General features: G+C 72.2%; 15 protein-coding genes and 2 pseudogenes. 10 read left to right on the top strand and 7 right to left on the bottom strand.

Annotated features, from left to right (window positions below; translation table 11 throughout):
- The first annotated feature begins 9 nt into the window (after window positions 1–9).
- The 9 genes and pseudogenes from rimP (at window position 10) to AS594_RS09805 (ending at window position 12,058) form a co-directional block, all read left to right on the top strand.
- Window positions 10–507 (top strand): ribosome maturation factor RimP, encoded by a 498-nt coding sequence (rimP, locus tag AS594_RS09845; protein WP_069926613.1) that lies wholly within the window; start codon window positions 10–12, stop codon window positions 505–507.
- Between the two features lie 2 nt (window positions 508–509).
- Window positions 510–1,502, top strand: coding sequence for a transcription termination factor NusA (gene nusA, locus AS594_RS09840; protein WP_069926612.1), 993 nt, complete (start codon window positions 510–512; stop codon window positions 1,500–1,502).
- 75 nt (window positions 1,503–1,577) lie between these two features.
- Entirely contained in the window at window positions 1,578–1,862 is a 285-nt protein-coding gene (locus tag AS594_RS40970) for a YlxR family protein (RefSeq protein WP_079148240.1), read from the top strand.
- Window positions 1,863–2,009: 147 nt separating this feature from the next.
- A pseudogene (gene infB / locus AS594_RS45385) lies at window positions 2,010–5,164 on the top strand (translation initiation factor IF-2).
- Between the two features lie 182 nt (window positions 5,165–5,346).
- The gene (locus AS594_RS09825) at window positions 5,347–5,640 is read left to right on the top strand and encodes a DUF503 domain-containing protein (protein ID WP_069926610.1); all 294 of its coding nucleotides are present in this window, start codon (window positions 5,347–5,349) and stop codon (window positions 5,638–5,640) included.
- A gap of 33 nt (window positions 5,641–5,673) precedes the next feature.
- Window positions 5,674–6,153 carry a 30S ribosome-binding factor RbfA gene (rbfA, locus tag AS594_RS09820; RefSeq protein WP_069926609.1) on the top strand — a complete coding sequence of 160 codons (480 nt, stop codon included), beginning with the start codon at window positions 5,674–5,676 and terminating at the stop codon, window positions 6,151–6,153.
- Window positions 6,150–7,052: a tRNA pseudouridine(55) synthase TruB gene (gene truB / locus AS594_RS09815; protein ID WP_069926608.1), complete on the top strand. Its 903-nt coding sequence runs from the start codon at window positions 6,150–6,152 to the stop codon at window positions 7,050–7,052. Before rbfA ends, truB begins: the two co-directional genes overlap by 4 nt.
- Window positions 7,053–7,316: 264 nt before the next feature.
- Window positions 7,317–11,052, top strand: a pseudogene (locus AS594_RS09810) (trypsin-like peptidase domain-containing protein).
- 34 nt (window positions 11,053–11,086) lie between these two features.
- Window positions 11,087–12,058, top strand: coding sequence for a bifunctional riboflavin kinase/FAD synthetase (locus AS594_RS09805; protein WP_069933154.1), 972 nt, complete (start codon window positions 11,087–11,089; stop codon window positions 12,056–12,058).
- Between the two features lie 38 nt (window positions 12,059–12,096).
- Here AS594_RS09805 and AS594_RS09800 read toward each other — a convergent pair whose 3' ends face one another.
- From AS594_RS09800 to AS594_RS09780, 5 genes are all read right to left on the bottom strand, one after another.
- Window positions 12,097–13,143 (bottom strand): ABC transporter ATP-binding protein, encoded by a 1,047-nt coding sequence (locus AS594_RS09800; RefSeq protein WP_069933155.1) that lies wholly within the window; start codon window positions 13,141–13,143, stop codon window positions 12,097–12,099.
- A 109-nt stretch (window positions 13,144–13,252) separates the two neighbouring features.
- Window positions 13,253–14,293 carry an ABC transporter ATP-binding protein gene (locus tag AS594_RS09795; RefSeq protein WP_420877892.1) on the bottom strand — a complete coding sequence of 347 codons (1,041 nt, stop codon included), beginning with the start codon at window positions 14,291–14,293 and terminating at the stop codon, window positions 13,253–13,255.
- Window positions 14,294–14,325: 32 nt separating this feature from the next.
- Window positions 14,326–15,243: an ABC transporter permease gene (locus AS594_RS09790; protein ID WP_069933156.1), complete on the bottom strand. Its 918-nt coding sequence runs from the start codon at window positions 15,241–15,243 to the stop codon at window positions 14,326–14,328.
- Window positions 15,240–16,310: an ABC transporter permease gene (locus AS594_RS09785; protein WP_069933157.1), complete on the bottom strand. Its 1,071-nt coding sequence runs from the start codon at window positions 16,308–16,310 to the stop codon at window positions 15,240–15,242. Before AS594_RS09785 ends, AS594_RS09790 begins: the two co-directional genes overlap by 4 nt.
- Window positions 16,311–16,313: 3 nt before the next feature.
- On the bottom strand, window positions 16,314–18,161 hold the full coding sequence (locus AS594_RS09780; protein ID WP_069933158.1) for an ABC transporter substrate-binding protein: 1,848 nt from the start codon (window positions 18,159–18,161) through the stop codon (window positions 16,314–16,316).
- A 309-nt stretch (window positions 18,162–18,470) separates the two neighbouring features.
- Between AS594_RS09780 and AS594_RS09775 the strand changes: the two genes are divergently transcribed.
- Window positions 18,471–19,088 carry a hypothetical protein gene (locus AS594_RS09775; RefSeq protein ID WP_069933159.1) on the top strand — a complete coding sequence of 206 codons (618 nt, stop codon included), beginning with the start codon at window positions 18,471–18,473 and terminating at the stop codon, window positions 19,086–19,088.
- Between the two features lie 79 nt (window positions 19,089–19,167).
- Here the strand turns inward: AS594_RS09775 and AS594_RS09770 are convergent, their stop codons facing one another.
- Window positions 19,168–19,401, bottom strand: coding sequence for a DUF397 domain-containing protein (locus AS594_RS09770; protein ID WP_069926601.1), 234 nt, complete (start codon window positions 19,399–19,401; stop codon window positions 19,168–19,170).
- A 123-nt stretch (window positions 19,402–19,524) separates the two neighbouring features.
- On the bottom strand, window positions 19,525–22,449 hold the full coding sequence (locus tag AS594_RS47225) for an SCO5717 family growth-regulating ATPase (protein WP_069933160.1): 2,925 nt from the start codon (window positions 22,447–22,449) through the stop codon (window positions 19,525–19,527).
- Window positions 22,450–22,475 lie beyond the last annotated feature (26 nt).

Below are 22,475 nucleotides of genomic sequence, written 5' to 3'. Positions count from 1 at the left end.
GTCACCCGGATGAGCACCACCCAGAGCGACAGGCTGCGCGCACTCCTGGAGCCACTGGTCAGCGCGGAGGGCCTCGATCTGGAGGACATCGAGGTGTCCCGGGCCGGCAGGCGCCGCCAGCTGAGGATCGTCGTCGACTCCGACGAAGGCGTGGAACTCGACACCTGCGCGGATCTGAGCCGCGCCATCTCCGAGAAGCTCGACGAGACGGACGCGATGGGCGAGGGCGAGTACGTCCTCGAAGTCAGCTCCCCGGGCGCCGACCGCCCGCTGTCCGAGCACCGCCACTACGTACGGGCCACCGGCCGCCTCGCCAAGCTCACGCTGAACGACGCCACCGAGCTGGTCGCACGCATTCTGACCGTGGACGACGAGGGGCTCGACCTCGAAGTGCCGGGCGTGAAGGGCCGCAAGCCCACCGCCCGCCGGGTCGCCTTCGCGGACATCGCCAAGGCCCGGGTGGAGATCGAGTTCAGCCGCAAGGACAAGAAGGAAGAGGAGGCGTAGCCATGGATATCGACGTAAAGCTCCTGAAGGGCTTGGCGAAGGAAAAGGAGATCTCCTTCGACCTGATGGTCGAGGCGATCGAATCGGCCCTCCTCATCGCGTACCACCGCACCGAGGGAAGCCACCGCCGCGCGCGCGTGGAACTGAACCGTGAGAGCGGCCATGTGACGGTCTGGGCGAAGGAAGACCCGGCCGACCTGGAAGAGGGCCAGGAGCCCAAGGAATTCGACGACACCCCGTCCGACTTCGGACGGATCGCGGCCAGTACCGCCAAGCAGGTCATCCTCCAGCGTCTGCGCGACGCCGAGGACGACCGGACCTTCGGTGAGTACGCGGGCCACGAGGGCGATGTCGTCACCGGCGTCGTCCAGCAGGGCAGGGACCCCAAGAACGTCCTCGTCGACATCGGCAAGCTCGAAGCCATCCTGCCGGTGCAGGAGCAGGTGCCGGGCGAGGAGTACACGCACGGTCTGCGTCTGCGGTCGTACGTCGTACGGGTGGCCAAGGGCATGCGCGGCCCGTCCGTGACGCTTTCCCGCACGCACCCGAACCTCGTGAAGAAGCTCTTCGCTCTCGAGGTCCCGGAGATCGCCGACGGTTCAGTCGTCATCGAGGCCATCGCCCGCGAGGCCGGCCACCGCTCCAAGATCGCCGTACGCTCGACCCGCTCGGGTCTGAACCCGAAGGGCGCCTGCATCGGCCCGATGGGCGGCCGTGTGCGCAATGTCATGGCCGAGCTGCACGGCGAGAAGATCGACATCGTGGACTGGTCGGACGACCCGGCCGAGATGGTGGCCAACGCCCTGTCGCCCGCGCGCGTCAGCAAGGTCGAGGTCGTGGACATGGCCGCCCGCTCCGCCCGGGTGACCGTGCCCGACTACCAGCTGTCGCTGGCCATCGGCAAGGAGGGCCAGAACGCCCGCCTCGCCGCCAGGCTGACCGGCTGGCGCATCGATATCCGGTCCGACACCGAGCAGCCCTCGGACCAGGACTGAGACACGTTTTACGACAACAACCGTTCGATTTCTGCCCCCATGGGGCGAGGTCGCCGCGGGGAGGTAGACTTAATAGTGTCTGGCCGGACGCATGCCCGCGTGTGCCCTGAGCGAACCTGTGTGGGATGCCGGGAGCGAGCGGCCAAGCGCGATCTGCTGCGCATCGTGGAGATCGAGGGTGAATGTGTCCCCGATCCTCGCGGTACGCTGCCCGGCCGGGGTGCGTACATTCACCCCGCCCCTGCGTGTCTCGCCCTGGCGGTCCGCCGCCGGGCGTTTCCCCGGGCCTTTCGGGGCCGGGCACCGCTCGGCACAACGGCTCTGAGCCGGTTTGTCGAGCAGGCAACAGCTACACCGTAAGAAGAGAACGGCACGGATAACCGTGCGGTCAGGTACCTCGCGAGTTGGAAGTAGGTCGAGATTGCGATGAGCACTCGATGAGTACGCGATGAGTACGCCCATGAAGTAGCGACGGTCCGGCGGTAACCCGGACCTAAAAGGAGCGAAGTGGCAAAGGTCCGGGTTTACGAACTCGCCAAGGAGTTCGGTGTGGAGAGCAAGGTCGTCATGGCCAAGCTCCAAGAACTTGGCGAATTCGTCCGTTCGGCGTCCTCGACGATCGAGGCGCCGGTTGTACGCAAACTGACTGACGCACTGCAGGGTCCCGGCGGCAACGCCGGCAAGTCCGCAGCAAAGCCGGGCGCGCCGCGTAAGGCGACGCCCGCGAAGCCGTCTCCGGCGGCCCCCTCGTCTGCGCCCTCCCCGGCCCAGGCGGCACGTCCGGGTGCCCCGAAGCCCGGCGCACCGGCCCCCAAGCCGGCTGTCGCTGAGGCCCCCGCGAGCACGCCGCCGGCGTCCGCGCCGTCCGGTGCCCCGCGTCCGGGTCCGAAGCCCGCGCCGGCCAAGCCCGCTCCGGCGGCTCCGGTCCCCGCAGCTGAGTTCTCGGCTCCCGAGCCGGCCCAGCAGGCACAGGCACCGGCTGCCCCCGCGCAGCCCCAGCAGGCCCCGCGTCCCGCGGGTGCCACGCCCGGCCCCCGTCCCGCCCGTCCGGCCCCGGCCGGCCAGCGTGACGCCGGTCAGCGTGACGGCGGCCAGCGTGACGACCGCCGTGGTGGCGAGCGTCCCGCCCGCCCCGGTGGCCAGCAGGCCCCCCGTCCCGGCGGCGCCCGCCCCGCGGGTCCCCGTCCGGGCAACAACCCGTTCACCTCTGGTGGCTCCACCGGCATGGCGCGTCCGCAGACGCCCCGTCCGGGTGGCGCCCCGCGTCCCGGCGGTGCCGGCGCCCCCGGTGGCGCCCCGCGTCCGCAGGGTGCTCCCGGCGGCGCTCCGCGTCCGCAGGGCCAGGGTGGCGGCGCTCGTCCCACCCCCGGTGGCATGCCCCGTCCGCAGGGCGGCGCACGTCCTGGAGGGCCCGGCGGTGCTGCGGGCGGTAACCGTCCGAACCCCGGCATGATGCCGCAGCGTCCCGCGGCCAGCCCCCGTCCCGGTGGCGGTCCTGGCGGCGGTGGCCGTGGCCCCGGCGGCCCCGGTGGCCGTCCGGCAGGCGGCGGCGGTCGTCCCGGTGGCGGCGGCTTCGCCGGCCGTCCGGCCGGTCCCGGCGGTGGCGGCGGCGGCTTCGCCGGCCGTCCCGGTGGTCCCGGTGGCGGTGGCGGCGCGGGTCGTCCCGGCGGTGGCGGCGGCTTCGGCGGTCGTCCCGGCTTCGGTGGACGTCCCGGCGGTCCCGGTGCCCGTGGTGGCACGCAGGGTGCGTTCGGCCGCCCCGGCGGTCCGGCGCGTCGTGGCCGTAAGTCGAAGAGGCAGAGGCGCCAGGAGTACGAGGCCATGCAGGCCCCGTCGGTAGGCGGCGTGATGCTGCCTCGCGGCAACGGACAGACCGTCCGTCTGTCGCGCGGTGCCTCGCTCACCGACTTCGCCGAGAAGATCAACGCCAACCCGGCGTCGCTCGTCGGCGTGATGATGAACCTCGGCGAGATGGTCACTGCCACGCAGTCCGTCTCCGACGAGACGCTCAAGCTCCTCGCCGAAGAGATGAACTTCATCCTGGAGATCGTCAGCCCGGAGGAGGAGGACCGCGAGCTTCTCGAGTCGTTCTCCATCGAGTTCGGTGAGGACGAGGGCGGCGAGGACATGCTCGTCTCCCGTCCGCCGGTCGTGACCGTCATGGGTCACGTCGACCACGGTAAGACCCGACTGCTGGACGCGATCCGCAAGACGAACGTCGTTGCGGGCGAGGCCGGCGGTATTACGCAGCACATCGGTGCGTACCAGGTCGCCACCGAGGTCAACGGTGAAGAGCGCGCCATCACCTTCATCGACACCCCGGTCACGAGGCGTTCACCGCCATGCGTGCCCGTGGTGCGAAGTCCACCGACATCGCGATCCTCGTGGTCGCGGCGAACGACGGTGTGATGCCGCAGACGATCGAGGCGCTGAACCACGCCAAGGCGGCCGGTGTGCCGATCGTGGTCGCGGTCAACAAGATCGACGTCGAGGGTGCCGACCCGACCAAGGTGCGCGGTCAGCTCACCGAGTTCGGTCTGGTGGCCGAGGAGTACGGCGGCGACACGATGTTCGTCGACATCTCCGCGCGCCAGGGTCTCCACATCGAGCAGCTGCTCGAAGCCGTGATCCTCACCGCCGACGCGTCGCTCGACCTCCGGGCGAACGCCGAGATGGACGCGCAGGGTATTGCGATCGAGGCCCACCTCGACAAGGGCCGCGGCGCCGTCGCCACCGTGCTCGTCCAGCGCGGAACGCTCCGCGTCGGTGACACGATGGTCGCCGGTGACGCCTACGGCCGAGTCCGCGCGATGCTCGACGACAACGGCAACAACGTCGAGGAAGCGGGTCCGTCGACCCCCGTCCTGGTCCTGGGTCTCACCAACGTCCCCGGCGCCGGCGACAACTTCCTGGTCGTCGACGAGGACCGTACGGCCCGCCAGATCGCCGAGAAGCGTGCTGCGCGTGAGCGCAACGCCGCCTTCGCCAAGCGCACCCGCCGGGTGTCCCTCGAGGACCTCGACAAGGTGCTCAAGGCCGGTCTGGTCCAGGACCTCAACATCATCATCAAGGGCGACGCGTCCGGTTCGGTGGAGGCTCTCGAGTCCTCGCTGCTCCAGCTCGACGTCGGTGAAGAGGTTGAGATCCGGGTCCTGCACCGCGGTGTGGGTGCGGTCACCGAGTCCGACATCGACCTGGCGATGGGCTCCGACGCCATCGTCATCGGCTTCAACGTCCGAGCTGCCGGCCGCGCCGCGCAGATGGCGGACCGCGAGGGTGTCGACGTCCGGTACTACTCGGTCATCTACCAGGCGATCGAAGAGATCGAAGCGGCCCTCAAGGGCATGCTCAAGCCGGAGTACGAAGAGGTCGAGCTCGGCACGGCGGAGATCCGCGAGATCTTCCGCTCGTCCAAGCTGGGCAACATCGCCGGTGTTCTCGTCCGCTCCGGAGAGGTCAAGCGCAACACCAAGGCGCGCCTCATCCGCGACGGCAAGGTCATCGCCGAGGACCTCAACATCCAGGGTCTGCGCCGCTTCAAGGACGACGTCACCGAGATCCGCGAAGGCTTCGAGGGCGGTATCAACCTCGGAAACTTCAACGACATCAAGATCGACGACGTCATCGCGACGTACGAGATGCGCGAGAAGCCGCGCGGCTGAGCCGTGTAGCCACGCGAGTGCAGTGTCGGGGCCGCTCGGCGGAGATTATTCCGTCGAGCGGCCCCGGCCGTTGCGTGTACGGTTCTTGTGTCCCTGCCGCGTGGCCGGCGGGGCACGGCTGTGCCAGTCCGGGGGACACCCCCGGACCACCGAACCCGTACCGGCGGGACATCCGGACACACATGTATGTGGGGACACTGTCCTTCGACCTTCTCCTCGGCGACGTACGGTCGCTGAAGGAGAAACGCTCTGTGGTACGCCCGATCGTCGCCGAACTCCAGCGGAAATTCGCGGTGAGCGTCGCTGAAGTCGGGGACCAGGATGTCCATCGCAGGGTCGAGATCGGCCTGGCGGTGGTATCAGGGGACACAGGGCACCTCACAGACGTACTGGACCGGTGCGAGCGCATGGTCGCCGCCCGGCCCGAGGTGGAGCTGCTGTCGGTACGACGGCGGCTGCACGGTGACGAAGACTGAAGTTCAGCAGCAGCAGAAAGAGGAGACGGACCGGTGACCGACAAAGCGCGGGCCCGCAAGCTGGCCGATCGCATCCAGGTCGTGGTCGCGGAGACCCTGGACCGGCGAATCAAGGATCCGCGACTGGGGTTCGTGACCATCACGGACGCCCGGGTCACCGGTGACCTGCGGGAGGCCACGGTCTTCTACACGGTCTACGGCGACGACGAAGCGCGCGCCGCCTCGGCCGCCGCCCTGGAGAGCGCCAAGGGTGTCCTGCGCTCCGAGGTCGGCCGGCAGACCGGTGTGCGGCACACGCCGTCGCTGGCCTTCGTCGCCGACGCCCTCCCGGACAACGCGCGCACGATCGAGGACCTCCTCGACAAGGCGCGCGCCAAGGACGCCGAGGTGCGCCAGGTGTCGACGGGCAAGACGTACGCCGGCGAGGCCGACCCGTACCGCAAGCCCGAGGACGACGACGAGGACACTGAGGCCGACGACGAAGCCGAGGACGAGGGCGAAACCGCCGAATGAACAAGCGCACCACCACGACGCCGGACGGCCTTGTCATCGTCGACAAGCCGTCCGGCTTCACTTCGCACGACGTCGTGGCCAAGATGCGGGGGATCGCCAAGACCCGCCGCGTCGGCCACGCCGGCACCCTCGATCCCATGGCGACGGGCGTCCTGGTCCTCGGCGTGGAGAAGGCGACGAAGCTGCTCGGCCATCTCGCCCTGACCGAGAAGGAGTACCTCGGTACGATCCGGCTCGGCCAGACCACGGTCACCGACGACGCGGAGGGCGAGATCACCGCGTCCGCCGACGCCTCGGGCGTGACCAGGGAAGGCATCGACGCGGGTGTCGCCGGGCTGACCGGCGCCATCATGCAGGTGCCGTCCAAGGTCAGCGCCATCAAGATCGACGGCAAGCGGTCGTACTCGCGCGTGCGCGAGGGCGAGGAGTTCGAGATCCCGGCCCGCCCGGTGACCGTCTCGTCCTTCCAGGTGTACGACGTGCGCGAGGCGGTGGCCGAGGACGGGACGCCCGTCGTCGACCTCGTCGTCTCCGTGGTCTGCTCCTCCGGTACGTACATCCGCGCCCTCGCCCGTGACCTCGGTGCCGGCCTCGGCGTCGGCGGTCACCTGACCGCGCTGCGGCGCACCCGGGTCGGCCCGTACGGGCTCGACGCGGCGAAGACGCTGGAGCAGCTCCAGGAGGAGCTCACGGTCATGCCCATCGCCGAAGCGGCCGCGGCGGCCTTCGCGCGCTGGGACGTGGACGAGCGGCGCGCGGGCCTGGTGACCAACGGCGTACGGCTCGACATGCCGGCGTACGACACCACCCCCGTCGCGGTCTTCGGACCCGAGGGGCGGTTCCTGGCACTCGTCGAGGAGAACCGCGGCAAGGCGAAGAGTCTCGCCGTCTTCGGCTGAGGCGTCGTCCGGGCACCACCCGGCCCCGTACGGGCATCGCCGACGCCGGCTGTCCGCCCCCATCGTGGAGCGGACAGCCCGTCGGCTGCCCGCTCCACGATCCCCCTGGGGAAGTCTCTCCACCCCGCACCGCCGATTCACCCCTTCGGGCGGGCGCTCGGAGTGAACCACGGGTGCACTGGGGGGCGCTTTCGCCGTGCGTCCTTCTCCTGCTGATCACCACCGGCCTACGGTCGTGTCACGGGCACGGTGGGAGGTACGGCGATGGCGGTACGCGGGACGCCGTTGCCGCCGTCCCCCGAGGTCACGCTGGTGCGGCTCTGCGATCTGGCGGGGCGCCCGCGCGGGACCGGGTTCGTCGCGGACGACCGGGGCACCGTCGTCACCAGCCACGAGGCCGTCGACGGCCTGACCCGGGTCGTCGTGCACGCGCCGGGCGAGCGGACCTGCCTGGCCGAGGAGGACGCGATCGTCCCCCTGCCGGAAACGGATCTGGCGCTCGTACGGACCGAAGGGCTCGGGGTACGGCCGGCCCCCGTCTCGGCGCGGGACCGGATCGACACGGGCACTTACGTCCGACTCCCGGCCGGCGGCTGGCGCGAGGCGCGGGTCCTCAGACCGGTACCGGTCACCTACACGGCGACCGACCGCTTCCATCTCGTCGACCACGCGGTCGAGTTGGCCATGGGCACGGCAGGCAGCGACGCCCTGCGGCTCGGCGGGCCGGCATCGGGCGGGCCGGTCCTGGACGCGGAGACGGGGGCCGTGCTGGCCGTGCTCGGCACCGCGCTCTGCGCGGAGCGGCGGGCCGCCGGTTTCGCCGTACCCCTGCGGGCGGCGGCCGAGGCGTCACCCGGCGGCCCCCTGGCGGAGCTGCTGCGCCGGAACGCCGCCACGGTGCCGGGCTTCGGGCCGGACCTCAACCTCGCGGGCGCGATGCGGCTGACGGGCACGTGGGGCGGCGCGGGCGCCGGGCCGGAGGGCGGCCCGGGGGCATGGCCGCCGCCGGTGGAACGTCCGGAGGTGGCACAGGAGTTGGCGGCCTTCTCCGCAGCGGGCTGTGCGCCGGTGCTCGCCCTGGTCGGGGATCCGGGGACCGGGCGTACGACGGAACTCGCCGCGCTGGCCCGCCGACGCGGGAGGGCCCGAGCCGGCCCCGACGCTGCGGCTGCGCGGCGCCGACCTGCGGGCCGGGGACGCGTCGGTCGCGGACGTGGCGGGGCGGGCGCTGCGGGAGGCGGGGCGGATCGTCGCGGCGTCGGGGGAGTGGAACGGGGATCCGGGGGCCGCCACGCCGGAGCGCGTCGCGGGGCTGGCTCTCGACGCGGGCAGGCCACTGTTCGTAACTCTGGACGCTCCGGAGGAGATGCCGCCCGCACTGCTGCGCCGACTGCCCGACTGGACGGCGCAGACGGTGAGTTGGCTGTCGGCGACCGGGGCCCGGCTGGTGGTGGCGTGCCGCCCGGAGCACTGGGAGGCGGCGGGGCAGCTCTACCCGCAGGGCGTACTGCACCGCCCGGAGCGGCCCTGGCCGGGCCTGCCCCCCGCCGTACGGATCGGCTGCCTCGGCGAGGCGGAGGCAGTGCGCGCCCGCGAGAACCACGGCATCCCGGACGCGGCGCCGGCCGACCCCGTCGACGCCCGGCACCCGCTGACGCTGAGGCTCCTGGCGGAGGTGCGGGCGGCGCTGCCGGGGGACGTGCCGGGGCAGCCCTCGCGCGAGGACGTGCTCAGCGCGTACCTGGACCTGGTGTGCCTGCGCGTCGCGGTGCGGCTGGCGGCCGCGGCCCGGCCCGTGCCGCGCGGCACGGCGGTGCGGCGGCTGGCGGCGAGGGTCGCGGGGCAGGTGCACCGGGCGGCGCGGCGGTGTCCGGCCGCCGGGGACGGCGGCCTGGACCGCGAGTCGTTCGAGGAGATCTTCCCGTGGCGCACGGGGTGGGCGACGGCGGTACTGACCGAGGGCCTGCTGGTGCCCGCCGGGGACGGTTACCGGTTCGCTCACGAGGAGCTCGCGGACTGGCTCCAGGGGGCGCATCTGGACGTCGACGCCGTGCTGCGCACCCTGGTGCACCGCGAGCGGGAGGACCCCGAGCCGGAACCGGCGCCCGGCCCGCCCGCCGAGGAGCGGCCCGGTGACGCGGGCGGGCCGGAGCCGCTTCCGCGAAGGGCGTACCCCGGGCTTGACCCGCGGGAACCGTCCGGGACCCGGGCGTACGGCGAGGTCCGCCGGTCGCCGGTGCCACGTCATCGCATCGGGCCGGTGGTGCAGGCACTGCTGCGTATGCACCGGGTGCACGGCCCACCCGCGACGGCCGGCCGGCTGATGGCGCTGGTCCACACCCTGGAAGCCGCCCAGGACCCGCCCCTGCCCGGAGCCCGGCCGGGGCCTGCGGACGCTCTGTGGTGGGCGACGCGGTTGCTGCGGGAGGTGCTGTCGCGGGTGGGGGACGCCGGTCCGTACCTGGGCGTGCTGCGCATGCTGGCCGACAGCGTCGGCCGCCGGCCTGCGCGGGGACGCGGGCCGGGGAGCGCCGACGGGGCGGAGGGTGGCGACGGCCTCCGGGGCTTCGGGCCCGGGTTCTGGGAACGCGTCCGCGTCGGGGAGGAGGAGCGGGTCGATCTGCTGCGACGGCTCCTGCCTGCCGACACGCCGCCGGGAAGCGGGCACGTACCCCCGCACGGTCGGCATCTCGACGCCGTGGTCCGCCGGCTCGAAGCCGCGCCGAGGACCGTGCAGCCCATGCTGTGCCGCTGGTTCGACGACGAGCGGCCGCTGCCTGCCGCCGACGACGCCGAAGTGCGCCCCACCGTCGCCGCGGTCGCCCAGGCGCTGCTCTACGCCCGCCGGGAGCTCGCCGTCGACGACCTGACCGAGGCACTCGTCGACCGCGCCGCGCACCCACGCGCCCGCGAGCTGCTCGCCGTCCTCGCCGAGGAAGAGCCGTCGGCGCTCTGCCGCGCCGTCGACCGCTGGGCCCACGACGACGTGCGGCCCGGCCGCCGGGCCGCCGCCGCTGTGTACGGGCTCGCCGCCGCGCCGTACGTCACGACCGGCGCCGACCGCGAGCTGCTGAGGTACGCCGCGCTCGCCCTCCTCGCCCGGCCCGGCGACGCCGCCCGGCACGGCCCTGCCCTCGGCCTGCTCGTCCGGGACCCCGAAACCCGGTCGCGCCACTTGGCGCGGGCCCTCTCGGCGTTCGGCGGCGACGGCTCGCAACCGCCCGCTTCCGCCCTCGCCGCCGCACTCACCACTCATCCCGAGCCCGTCCTCGCCGCTTTCCGGGCCCGCCTGATGGACGGAGGAGGCGGAGGAGGGAGCGCGGTGGACGACGTACTGCGCGCGCTCTCCGACGTCCGGGAGCCGGCCCTCGCCCGCCGCGCCGCCGCTCTCGTCCGTGAGTACGTCGACCGTCACCCCGACGGCGCCGCGCCCGCCGCCGCGTACGTGGACCGCTGCCTCGAACACGGCCCCGGCGCCCGAGCTGCCCTGTTTCCGCTGGTCACGGGGTTGCTGCGGGACCACCCCGGCCAGGTGCGGCGGGCCCTGGCCCCCGTGCTCGCCGCGCCCGGCAGCCGCGCCTCGCGACCGCTGCGGGGCGAGCTGCTCGACGTACTCCTGGAGTACGAGCAGCGGTACGGGCGACCCGGGGAGTACGGGCAGTGCGGAGCGCGGGATCTCGGCGCGCTGGAGGCGGTGCTGCTGGCCGCCGGGACCGGCGCCCGGCGCAGGGGCGAGGCCCGGACCAGGGACCTCGTACACCGCACCGGGACCCTGCTGGCCCGTACGCCCGAGGGCGCGGCCTCCTTCGACCGGCTGCTGGCCGGGCTCGCCCGCGAGGTCCCCGGCTTCGCGGCGCTCGTCGCCGGCTGGCTGGCCGCCGCGCCGCAGGAGTGGGCGGCGCTGGCGGGGCCGGGTGCCCGGCGGGCGGTCGAGAGCCTTGGCATTCCTATGCCGATGCGAGCCGCATCCCGTGGGCATGGCAGTCTTAGACCTGCGTAATCGGGTTCGCATTCGGACGAGGAGAGCGGTCACAGTGCAGCGCTGGCGTGGCTTGGAGGACATCCCCCAGGACTGGGGACGCAGCGTCGTCACCATCGGCTCCTACGACGGCGTGCACCGCGGGCATCAGCTGATCATCGGTCGCGCGGTCGAACGCGCCCGTGAGCTGGGCGTGCCGGCCGTCGTGGTGACGTTCGATCCGCACCCGAGCGAGGTCGTGCGCCCTGGCAGCCACCCCCCGCTGCTCGCCCCGCACCACCGCCGGGCGGAGCTGATGGGTGAGCTGGGCGTGGACGCGCTGCTGATCCTCCCCTTCACCCAGGAGTTCTCGAAGCTCTCACCGGCCGACTTCATCGTGAAGGTGCTGGTCGACAAGTTGCACGCGCGGGCGGTCATCGAGGGCCCCAACTTCCGCTTCGGACACCGGGCGGCCGGCGACGTGGCGTTCCTGGCGGAGCTCGGCGGGACGTACGACTACGAGGTCGAGGTCGTCGACCTGTACGTCCGCGGAGAGGCCGGCGGCGGCGAGCCGTTCTCGTCGACGCTGGTGCGGCGCCTGGTCGCCGAGGGCGACGTCGAGGGCGCCGCGGAGATCCTCGGCCGGCCGCACCGGGTCGAGGGCGTGGTGGTGCGCGGCGCGCAGCGCGGCCGCGAGCTCGGCTACCCGACGGCGAACGTCGAGACGCTTCCGCACACCGCGATCCCCGCCGACGGCGTGTACGCGGGCTGGCTGACCGTGGAGGGCGAGCGGATGCCCGCCGCGATCTCCGTCGGCACGAACCCGCAGTTCGACGGCACGGAGCGGACGGTGGAGGCGTACGCCATCGACCGGGTCGGGCTCGACCTGTACGGCCTGCACGTCGCCGTCGACTTCCTCGCGTACGTACGCGGGCAGGAGAAGTTCGAGTCGATCGACGCGCTGCTGGAAGCGATCGGGGCCGATGTGAAGCGGTCGAGCGAGCTGATCGAGGCCTACGAGACACAGACGCGGGCGCAGGCTCAGTAGCCTCCCGGCCTTCGCGCGGCCTGCCCTCGCCCCCGGCCTCAGACTTCGCCCGCCTCGACCGCGGCCTGCGTCCCGGTAGCCCGGGCCGCCGCCCAGTGGCAGGCGACCTGCGCCTCGTCGGCGCCGGTGAGGACCGGCAGGAGCGTCGTACGGCAGTCGGCGGCCACCCCCGTACGCTCGGCCTCACCCGAGGCGAGCACCTGGCAGCGGGCATGGAAGCGGCAGCCGCCCGGGACCCGGGACGGGTCCGGGGGCTCACCGGTGAGGACGACCGGTGCCTCGCCGGACTCCGGCAGTACGGACAACAGGGCCCGTGTGTACGGATGCTGCGGGTCCGTCAGTACTTTCTCGGCCGGGCCGGTCTCCACGATGCGGCCCAGGTACATGACCGCCACGCGGTCCGCGATGTTCCAGGCGAGGCCGAGGTCGTGGGTCACGACGAGCGCCGACAGCCCCAGTTCGTCGCGCAGCGACAGCAGCAGGGCCAGGATCTCGCCCCGTACGGACGCGTCGAGCGAGGCCACCGGCTCGTCCGCGACGATCAGTTCCGGTTCCAGGACGAGCGCGCCGGCGATGACGACGCGCTGGCGCTGGCCGCCGGACAGCTCGTGCGGGTAGCGCAGGAAGAACCGCTCGGGGGGCCTGAGCCCGGCCCGGGACAGCGCCCCGGCGACGGCCTCGCGCTCGTCACCGGCGTACCCGTGGATCCGCAGACCCTCGGCCACCGCGTCGTACACGGTGTGACGTGGATTCAGCGAGCCGCTGGGGTCCTGGAGTACGAGCTGCACGCGCTTGCGGTACGCCTTGAGGGAGCGCGAGCCGTAGTCGAGGGGGGCGCCGCCGAAGGTGACGTGACCCGAGGTGGGCGGTACGAGGCCCAGGAGGGAGCGGGCGAGCGTGGTCTTGCCGCAGCCGGACTCACCGACCAGCGCGACGATCTCGCCGGGGCGGATGTCGAGGTCGACGCCGTCGACGGCGCGGGCGGTCGGCGCGCCGCGCCGCCCGGGGAAGGCGACGTGGAGTCCGGCGGCGGAGAGAAGGGGGGTGGTGCTGGTGCTGGTGCTGGTGCTGGTGCTGGTGCTCAAGTCTGGCTCCGGGGTCGGCGTTGGGGGACGGGCAGAGTCGGGCAGCGGAGCCCTCCGCAGCAGGGCGGTGCCGGCCTCCGGAACCGCCCGCACCGCGCCGGGCCCCCGCTCACCCCGGCGGCGGTTCCGGCGCCGTCACCTGGGCCGGGACTGCCGCCCCCACCCGTACGCACGCCGCCCGCCGCCCCACCCCGGCCTCCCGCAGGGGCTGGTCCTCCGTACCGCACTCGTCGAGGGCCACCGGGCAGCGCGGGTGGAACGTACAGCCGGGCGGCAGCGCGGACGGGTCCGGGGGATCGCCCGGCAGGCCGCGCGGGGCGCGGCGCGAGGCCGGGTCGCCGATGCGCGGGAACGCCGCCGACAGGGCCAGGCCGTACGGATGCTGCGCGTCGGTGAAGACCTGGTCCGCCGGGCCCTCCTCGACCACCCGCCCGGCGTACATGACCGCGAGCCGGTCGCACGTGTCGGCCAGCACCGACAGGTCGTGGCTGATCATCAGCAGGCTGATGTCCTTGTCCGCGACCAGCTGCTCGATCAGCCGCAGGATCTGCGCCTGGATCATCACGTCCAGCGCCGTCGTCGGCTCGTCCGCGACGATCAGCCTCGGATCGCACGCCAGCGCCATCGCGATCATCACGCGCTGCCGCTGCCCGCCGGACAGTTCGTGCGGATACGCGTCCGCGCGCGCGGACGGCAGACCCACCTGCTCCAGCAGATCCCCGGCCCGGCGCCGCGCGGCCGCCGCGGTGGACTTCTGGTGCAGCAGCACCGGCTCCGCGATCTGCTCCCCGATCCGGTGCACGGCGTTGAGTGAATGCATCGCCCCCTGGAAGACGATCGACGCCCCCGCCCACCGCACGGCCCGCAGCCGCCCCCACTTCATGGTGAGGACGTCCTCGCCGTCCAGCAGGATCTCCCCGCTCAGCCTCGCCGACGCCGGCAGCAGCCGCAGCAGCGCCAGGGCCAGCGTCGACTTGCCGCAGCCGGACTCGCCCGCGACACCGAGCTTCTGACCGGCCGCCAGCGTCAGGTCCACGCCCCGTACGGCCCGGGTGCCGGCGCCGTACGTGACGTGCAGGTCCCTCACTTCCAGCAACGGGCTCCGCGCACTCGTCGGAGTGCTCGTCGGAGCGCTCATCTGGTCGTTCATCGGGTCGTTCATCGGGTTGTCCATCGGCGTGCTCACTTGGCCGACACCCCCAGCTTCGGGTTCAGGACGGACTCCACCGCGCGCCCGCACAGCGTGAACGCCAGCGCCACGACCGCGATGGCGATGCCGGGCGGCGCCAGGTACCACCAGTGTCCGGCGGACACTGCACCCGCCTCCCGCGCGTCCTGGAGCATGCCGCCCCAGGAGACGACGTCCGGGTCCCCGAGCCCCAGGAAGGCGAGCGTCGCCTCGGTCAGGATGGCGTTGGAGATGCCGAGCGTGGTCTGCGCGAGGACCAGCGGCATGACGTTCGGCAGGACGTGACGGCTCATGATGTGCCCGTGGCCGCCGCCGAGCGCCGTAGCCCGTTCGATGTACGGACGCGACTCGACGGCCAGGGTCTGCGCCCGCACGAGGCGCGCCGTCGTCGGCCAGCTCGTGACGCCGATCGCCAGGATCACCGTCCACACGCTGCGCGACATCACCGTGGCCAGCACGATCGCGAGCACCAGGGTCGGCATCACCAGGAACCAGTCCGTGATCCGCATGATCACGGTCGAGAACCAGCCGCCGAAGTGCCCGGCGAGGATCCCCACGAGCGTACCGATGGCCACCGACAGGGCGGCGGCCATCAGCCCCACCGTCAGGGAGATCCGCGCGCCCCAGACCAGCAGTCCGAGCAGCGAGCGCCCGAACTGGTCCGTGCCGAGCGGGAACGCGCGGCTCGGGGCCTCCAGCGCCGCCCCCGGAGCGTTCGTCACACTCTGTACGTCGCTGCCCACCAGCAGCGGCGCGGCCAGCGCCACCAGCGCGATCACGGCCAGGGCGCCGAGTCCGAAGAGGCCCGCCCGGTGCGTACGGTACGAACGCCAGAACCGTGCCACGGAGCCGCGGCGGCGCGCCCACGCGAGGGACGAGGCGCTCTGAGCGGCGGTCGTCGGTGAAGTCATCGGCCCACCCGGGGATCGAGCAGCGGATAGAGGAGGTCGGCGAGGAGGTTCATCACGATCATCGCGCCGGCGAAGACCACGAAGAGCCCTTGCACCAGCGGCAGATCAGGCACGCTCAGCGCCTGGTAGAACAGCCCGCCGAGGCCCGGCCAGGAGAAGACCGTCTCGACGAGGATCGACCCGGCCGCCACATGGCCGAGGTTGATGAACACCATGGTGACGGTGGGCAGCAGGGCGTTCGGTACGGCGTGGTGGCGCCGCACCAGGTCGTCCCGCAGCCCCTTCGCCCGCGCCGTCGTGAGGTAGTCGCTGCCCATCTCGTCGAGCAGTGAGGCGCGCATGACCAGCAGCGTCTGCGCGTACCCGACGGCGACCAGGGTGACGACCGGCAGCGCCATGTGGTGCGCGACATCGGCGACGTACGCGAAACCGGTCTCGCCGCCCGTCTCCATGCCGCCCGTCGGGAACATGCCCGGGATCGGCCCGATGCCCACGGAGAAGGTGATGATCAGCAGCAGCCCCAGCCAGAACGACGGCACCGACCACAGGGTGAGGGCCACGCCGGTGTTCACCTTGTCGCCGAGCCGGCCGTGGTGCCACGCGGAGCGCGTGCCGAGCCACAGGCCGAGGACCGAGTAGATGACGACGGCCACGCCGGTCAGCAGCAGTGTCGCGGGCAGCTTCTCCGCGATCAGAACCCCGACCGGCGCGTGGAACTGGTACGAGATGCCGAGATCGCCGGTCAGCGCCTTCGCGCAGTACTCGGTGAACTGCTGCCACACCGGCAGATCCAGCCCGAACTGGCGGCGCAATGACGCGAGTTGCTCGGCCGACACCTGGCGGCCGTGCGTCATCGTGCGCACCGGATCACCGGGGATGATCCGGAAGAGGAAGAAACTGGTGACGAGTACGGCGAAGAGCGAGACGGCCGCGCCGCCGAGCTTTCCGGCGACGTACAGCAGATAGGCACGGGCGGAGCGGGCGCGGGGGCCGGACGGCCCGGTCTTCACCGGGACCGGGCCGTCGGCCGTACCCTCCGCGAGGGGGGCGGTGCTTGCAGTGCTCATGTACTACTCACGGTCTTCCGCGGTGGAACGGCGGCGCATGGCGACGAAGCCCCCGATCCCGGCGGCGAGGACGACGGCCGCGACGATGCCGACCACCAGGCCGGTGGAGGAGCCGCCCCCGCCCGAGGTGTCGTCGACCTCGGCGGGCACGGCGGACCACCAGCTCCAGTAGCCGTCCTGGCCCCACAGATTGCCGCCGGACTCGGGCATTGTCGTGATCGCCCTGATCTGGTCGGTACGGTACGCCTCGACCGCGTTCGGATACGCCATGACATTCATGTAGCCCGTGTCGTACAGCCGCGACTGCATCTGCTTGACGAGGTCGGCGCGCTTGGCCTGGTCGTACTCCGCCGTCTGCTTCGCGTAGAGCTCGTCGAACTTCTTGTCGCAGATGAAGTTGTCCGTCGCGCCGGTGTCCTTGGGCGTGGACGGCAGCGCGGCGCACGTGTGGATGGAGAGGACGAAGTCGGGATCGGGGTTGACGGACCAGCCGTCGAAGGCCAGGTCGTACTCGCCGGCCAGCCAGGGGTCGGAGACGTTGTCGAGGCAGTCGACCTTGAGCCCGATGCCGAGGTCGCCCCACCACTCCTGCATGTACTTGCCGATGGCCTTGTCGTTGGGGTCGGTGGCGTGGCACAGGATGCGGAAGCCGAGCGGCTTGCCGTCCTTGCCGACGCGCTTGCCCGCGCCGTTCTTCCTGTACCCCGCCTCGTCGAGCAGCGCGGCCGCCTTCGCCGGGTCGTACGCGATCTTCTGACCCTCGGACGGCTTCCAGTGGTACGCCGCGAAGCGCGGCGGGATGTAGCCCTCGCCCTCGACGGCGTGGCCCTGGAACACCTTGTCGATGATGGTCTTGCGGTCGGTGGCGGCGAAGAGCGCCTGGCGCACCTTGGGGTTCAGCAGCGCGGGGTGGCCGTCGCCGAACTTCTTGCCGTCCTTGGACCTGGCACCCGGGTTGGTGGCGAGCGCGTAGAAGCGGCGGCCGGGGGCGTCGTTGACCTTGATGTTCTCCGCCTTGGCGAGGGACGCGGCCTGGGCGGGCGTGAGGTTGGACGCGAAGGAAACCTCGCCCTTACGGAGCGCCGCGACGGCCGCGTCACCGTCCTTGTAGTACTTGAGGACCAGCTCGTCGAACTTCGGCGCGCCGCGCCAGAACTTCTGGTTCGGCTTGAACTTCACGTACTGGTCGACCTTGTAGTCGGTGAGGACGAAGGGCCCGTTGCCGACGACCGGGAACTTCTTGTCGTTGTTGAACTTCGAGTAGTCACCGACCTTCTCCCACTCGTGCCTGGGCAGGATCGGCACGTCGAGCGCGGCCATGGTCGCCTGCGGCTTCTTCAGCTCGATGACCAGCTTCGTGGGGCTGGGGGCGGTGACCTTCTTGAAGTTCGCGACGAAGCTGCCGTTGGCGGTGGCGGCGCCCTCGTCCTTCATCATCGTGTTGAACGTCCAGGCGGCGTCCTCGGCGGTGGCCTGCTTGCCGTCGGACCACTTCGAGTTCTCGCGGACGGTGTACGTCCACGTCAGCTTGTCCGGGGACGGCTCCCACTTGGTGGCGAGGCCCGGGATCGCGTGGTTGTCCTTGACGTCGTAGTTCGTCAGGTTCTCGTAGATCAGCCGGTGGACGGTGGTGGAGACCAGGCGCTGGGCCAGGAACGGGCTGAGGGAATCGACGCTCTGCGAGACCGCGACGGTCAGCGTCCGCGACCCGTCCGCCCGGGCCTGCTGCGGGGCGGGGTTCAGGGGGGTCGCGGCTCCGGCGGCCAGGGCCAGGGCGGTGGCTCCGACGCCGAGCAGCGTTCGGATTCGGGGGGAGGGCCGGGCATTGCGCGAAACTGTGGTGGTGTCCATGGGACGTTCGACCTCGCGTCATCACTCGCACGGAGAAGGCGTGTTGAGCACTGATGTCCAGCTGGTGCAGCGAAGGTCTACCAGCGCCGGTCCAGCCCGTCAACGATGCCTGAAACACCGTGTGTACTGCGGGAATACCGGGGCGGACAGCTCTTTGCGCGTGTCGCGGAGGCCGTACGCGCTCTCATTGGTCTATACCCTTGTCGCCGTACTGGTGAGGGCCTGACGGAGCCCTTCGCGGCTTCGTGGCGGGGGTGACCGGGTTTGGTAATTTGGTCGGTTCCAGCATCGCTTCTCGGGGGAACCGTCATGAGCCAGCCCTGGCAGCCTCAGTACAACCCTGTCCACCGGCCACCCGGACCTCCGCAGCCACCGGGACACCCGCAGGGGTTCGGCGCGCCGCCGCCGGTCGCGCCGGGGCAGTTCCCGATGCAGCCCGGGTACCCGCAGCAGGTGCCCCACGGGCCTCGGCCGAGTTCGGGGAACCCGGTCGGCGCGTTCTTCGTCGGCTTCCTCGCCTCGGTCGTCGTCTCGCTGGTGTACGGCGGCATCGTCTACGCCACCTACCGGGACCAGTCGCAGAACACGGTTCACGCCCTCTACGTGCTCCACGCCCTGCTCAACGGAGCCGTTGTCGGCGCGCTGGTCGGCCTGGTGGCCCACCGCAGGACGGGCGCCCACGTCAGCGGGGCGGTGGTGGCCGTGGTCGGCACCTTCTTCGGCTACACGAACGCGGTGGTGTTCGTGACCCTGGACGCCGGCGGACTGTATGCCTTCCGGGACATGATGCAGGGCGATGCCTTCATCCCGGCCAAGGCGTGGTGGGGCAACGGGGGAGGAGGCCGGCTGGTCAGCCTGGCCGGTCTCGTGGTCGCCGCGGCGACGGCCTGGGGCCTCGCCCACCTGGTCGGCAGGAACCGCCGCTGACACCGTCGGCACGCTCGGCGACGCGCTTCGCCCCGCCGGATTCCTTTCGGCGGGGCGAAGCGCGTCACAGCCACGGTCCTCAGGTCAGGTCGAACTCGCCGTCGCGCGCGCCGAGGACGAACGCCCGCCACTCGGCCTCGGTGTACCTCAGCACGGTGTCCGGGTCCATCGACGACCTCATCGCGACGGCGCCCTCGGGCAGGTACGCGATCTCGACCCGCTCCTCGTTCTCGCTCGTGCCGGGCGCGCTGTGCCACTCGACGCCGGAGATGTCGAGGGCGTACAGCTCTTCCTTCTCCTGTGCGCTCCCCATCAGTCAAACTCCCTTTCGGCAACGGCAGGACGTCGTTTCGGGCATCTTAGGCCGACGCCCCGTGCCTTGCGCATAAGCATCTTGTAGTAACTCACCCGCACGGGGGACGAACGCCCGGTGCCGCTACTGCTGTTGCGTCCAGCCGGGGCCGGGCTGCTGCGGGTTCTGCGGCTGGGCCGGCGGCTGTTGCTGCCAGCCCTGGCCCTGCGGGGGCTGCTGCTGCCCCGGCTGCTGCCAGCCCTGTCCGGGCGGGGGCGCGGCGCCGGGGTGCTGCTGCGGTGCGTAACCCTGCGGCGGTTGCTGGTGCGGGACCTGCTGCTGCGGTGCCTGCTGCTGAGGGGCGAAGCCCTGGCCCTGCTGGGTGCGGGCGATGTCCTCGGCGACGAGGGCCGAGAGGTGGAAGTACGCCTCACGGGTCTTGGGCCGCATCATGTTGAGGTCCACCTCGGCGCCGGCCGCGAGGTGTTCGTCGAACGGCACCACGACGACGCCGCGGCAGCGGGTCTCGAAGTGCGCGACGATGTCGTCCACCTTGATCATCTTGCCGGTCTCGCGGACCCCGGAGATCACGGTGAGCGAGCGCTGCACGAGGTCGGCGAAACCGTTCGCGGAGAGCCAGTCGAGCGTCGTCGACGCGCTGCTCGCACCGTCGACGGACGGGGTCGAGATGATGATCAGCTGATCGGCCAGGTCCAGGACTCCGCGCATCGCGCTGTAGAGCAGACCGGTGCCCGAGTCGGTGAGGATGATCGGGTACTGCCTGCCCAGGACGTCGAGCGCACTGCGGTAGTCCTGGTCGTTGAACGTCGTGGAGACCGCCGGGTCGACGTCGTTGGCGATGATCTCAAGACCGGACGGCGCCTGCGAGGTGAACCGGCGGATGTCCATGTAGCTGTTGAGCTGCGGGATCGCCTGTACGAGGTCGCGGATGGTGGCGCCGGTCTCGCGCCGTACGCGCCGCCCGAGTGTGCCGGCGTCCGGGTTGGCGTCGATCGCCAGGATCTTGTCCTGGCGCTCGGAGGCGAGCGTGGCACCGAGCGACATGGTCGTCGTCGTCTTGCCGACGCCGCCCTTGAGGCTGATCACCGCGATCCGGTAGCACGACATCACGGGCGTACGGATCAGCGCCAGCTTGCGCTGCCGCTCCTCCTCTTCCTTCTTGGCGCCGAGCTTGAAGCGGGACGGACCCGAGTTGTTCTTACGGGCCTTCGGCTGGTTGCGCAGCAGCCGGTCGGAGGACAGCTCGACGGCGGCGTTGTAACCGAGCGGCGTACCGGGCGCGGCCTGCTGCTGCGGGGCGCCGGCCTGCGGGCCCGCCGGAGCGGTCCAGCCCTGGGAACCGTACGCGGGGGGCTGCTGCTGCGGCGCCTGCTGCTGCGGGTGCTGCTGGTACTGCGGAGGCTGCTGGGCCTGCGGCTGCTGCGGCGGCTGTTGCTGAGGCTGCTGCTGGTACTGCGGCTGCTGCTGGGGTACGGGCTGCGGCGCGACCTGCGGGTAGCCGTAGCCCGCCTGCTGCGGCGGGTAGTTGTAGCCCTGCTGCGGGTGCTGCGGGTGCTGCGGGTGCTGCGGGTGCTGCGGGTGCTGCGGGTGCGCGGGCTGGGGCTGGGGCTGGGCCTGCGGCTGCGCGGCCTGCGGTGCCTGCTGCTGGGGCTGCTGCGGGTAGCCGGGTGCGCCCTGGCCGCCCTGCGGGGGGTAACCGGGGTGCTGCTGCTGCGCGGGAGGCTGCTGCTGGGGCAGCGGCTGTGCCGCGCCGAAGGCACCCTGCGGCGGCATCTGGTGCTGCGGCTGCTGCTGGGGGAACGGCTGCGGATAGCCGTAACCGGCCGCCTGCGCGGCCGCGGCCTGCGGATCGGGCTGTCCCCCCTGCTGCGGTACGCCCTGAAGGGGCTGGGCCTGCGGCTGCTGCGCCGGCTGGTAGCCCTGCGGCAGCGGGGGAAGCTCCTGGGAGTTCTGCGGCGCCGGCTCGCTCTGCGGCTGAACCTGCGCCGCCGGCTGGGGTTCTGCGGCGGCGGGCGCCGCCGCGACGGCTGCCTCACCGGGGGTGTCACCGTCACCGCGGGCACCGGTCTCCGCGTCCGCCTCAGCGCGGGCGTCCGTGTCGGCGTCAGAGTCGGAGTCGGTGCCGCCGTGTGCGTCGGTGTCGGCGTCGGTCTCCGGGCCGGCGCCGGACGCGGTCGCGGAGTCACCCGTCACCGCCTCGCCGCCGTGCTCCTCCGCCGCCTCGTCATCGTCCGAACCGCCGAACAGTGCCGCCGCCTCGGCGTCGGCGGCGGCGTAGTCGGGCTCGGGGACCCGCTGCGCGGGAGCCTGCTGCTCCGGGGCGTCAGCCTCCGGGGCGGCGGTCTGCGACGGGTCGGCCTGCGACGCGCCCTCCTCGAGCGGGCGCAGTACGGGGAAGCCGGGTGTCGGTGCCGGTGAAGGGGCCTGCGGCTGGGGCGCGGCCGCCGCGACCGGCTGGGCCGCCGGCTGCTGCTGCGGCGCGGGTTGCTGCGGTGCGGGCTGCTGGGGTGCGGGCTGCTGCGGGTAGCCGTAACCGCCCGACGTGTCCTGGCTCTGCTGCGGTGCGGGCGGCTGGGGGTACCCGTACCCGCCCGACGTGTCCTGGCTCTGCGGGGGCGCGGGCTGCTGCGGGTACGCGTAGCCGCCCGGTGCGGGCTGCTGCGGGTATCCGTACCCGTCGGCCTGCCCGGGCGCCGCCTGCTGGGGCACGCCGGGCTGCTGCTGCTGAGGGAACCCGTAACCACCCGTGCCGTACTGGTTCGCCTGGGGCGCGCCCGGTGCGTACGGCTGCCCCTGTGCCGGGACCTGGGGCGCGGGCGGCCCCTGCTGGGCCGGGCCACCCTGACCCAGCGGCGGACCGGTCGGCGGCGGGGGAGACGCGGGTGCGGCATTCCCCTGTCCGCCCTGCGCGGAACCACCCCGCGTGCTCTGGTCGTACCAGGCAGGGGGCTCGTAGACGATTTCGAACTCGCCGGTGAGATCCAGCTCGCGGTCGTCCCCGTCCGAGGACTGGCCGCCGCCGTCGTACTCGGACCGATCCCTGTTCACTGCGTTGCCTCCTGGTCAGCCACTGC

The organism is Streptomyces agglomeratus, from assembly GCF_001746415.1.
In the GTDB taxonomy this organism is placed as follows: domain Bacteria; phylum Actinomycetota; class Actinomycetes; order Streptomycetales; family Streptomycetaceae; genus Streptomyces; species Streptomyces agglomeratus.
Note: the sequence above shows the minus strand (reverse complement) of the source record. Positions and strands in the feature narration are given on the sequence as shown.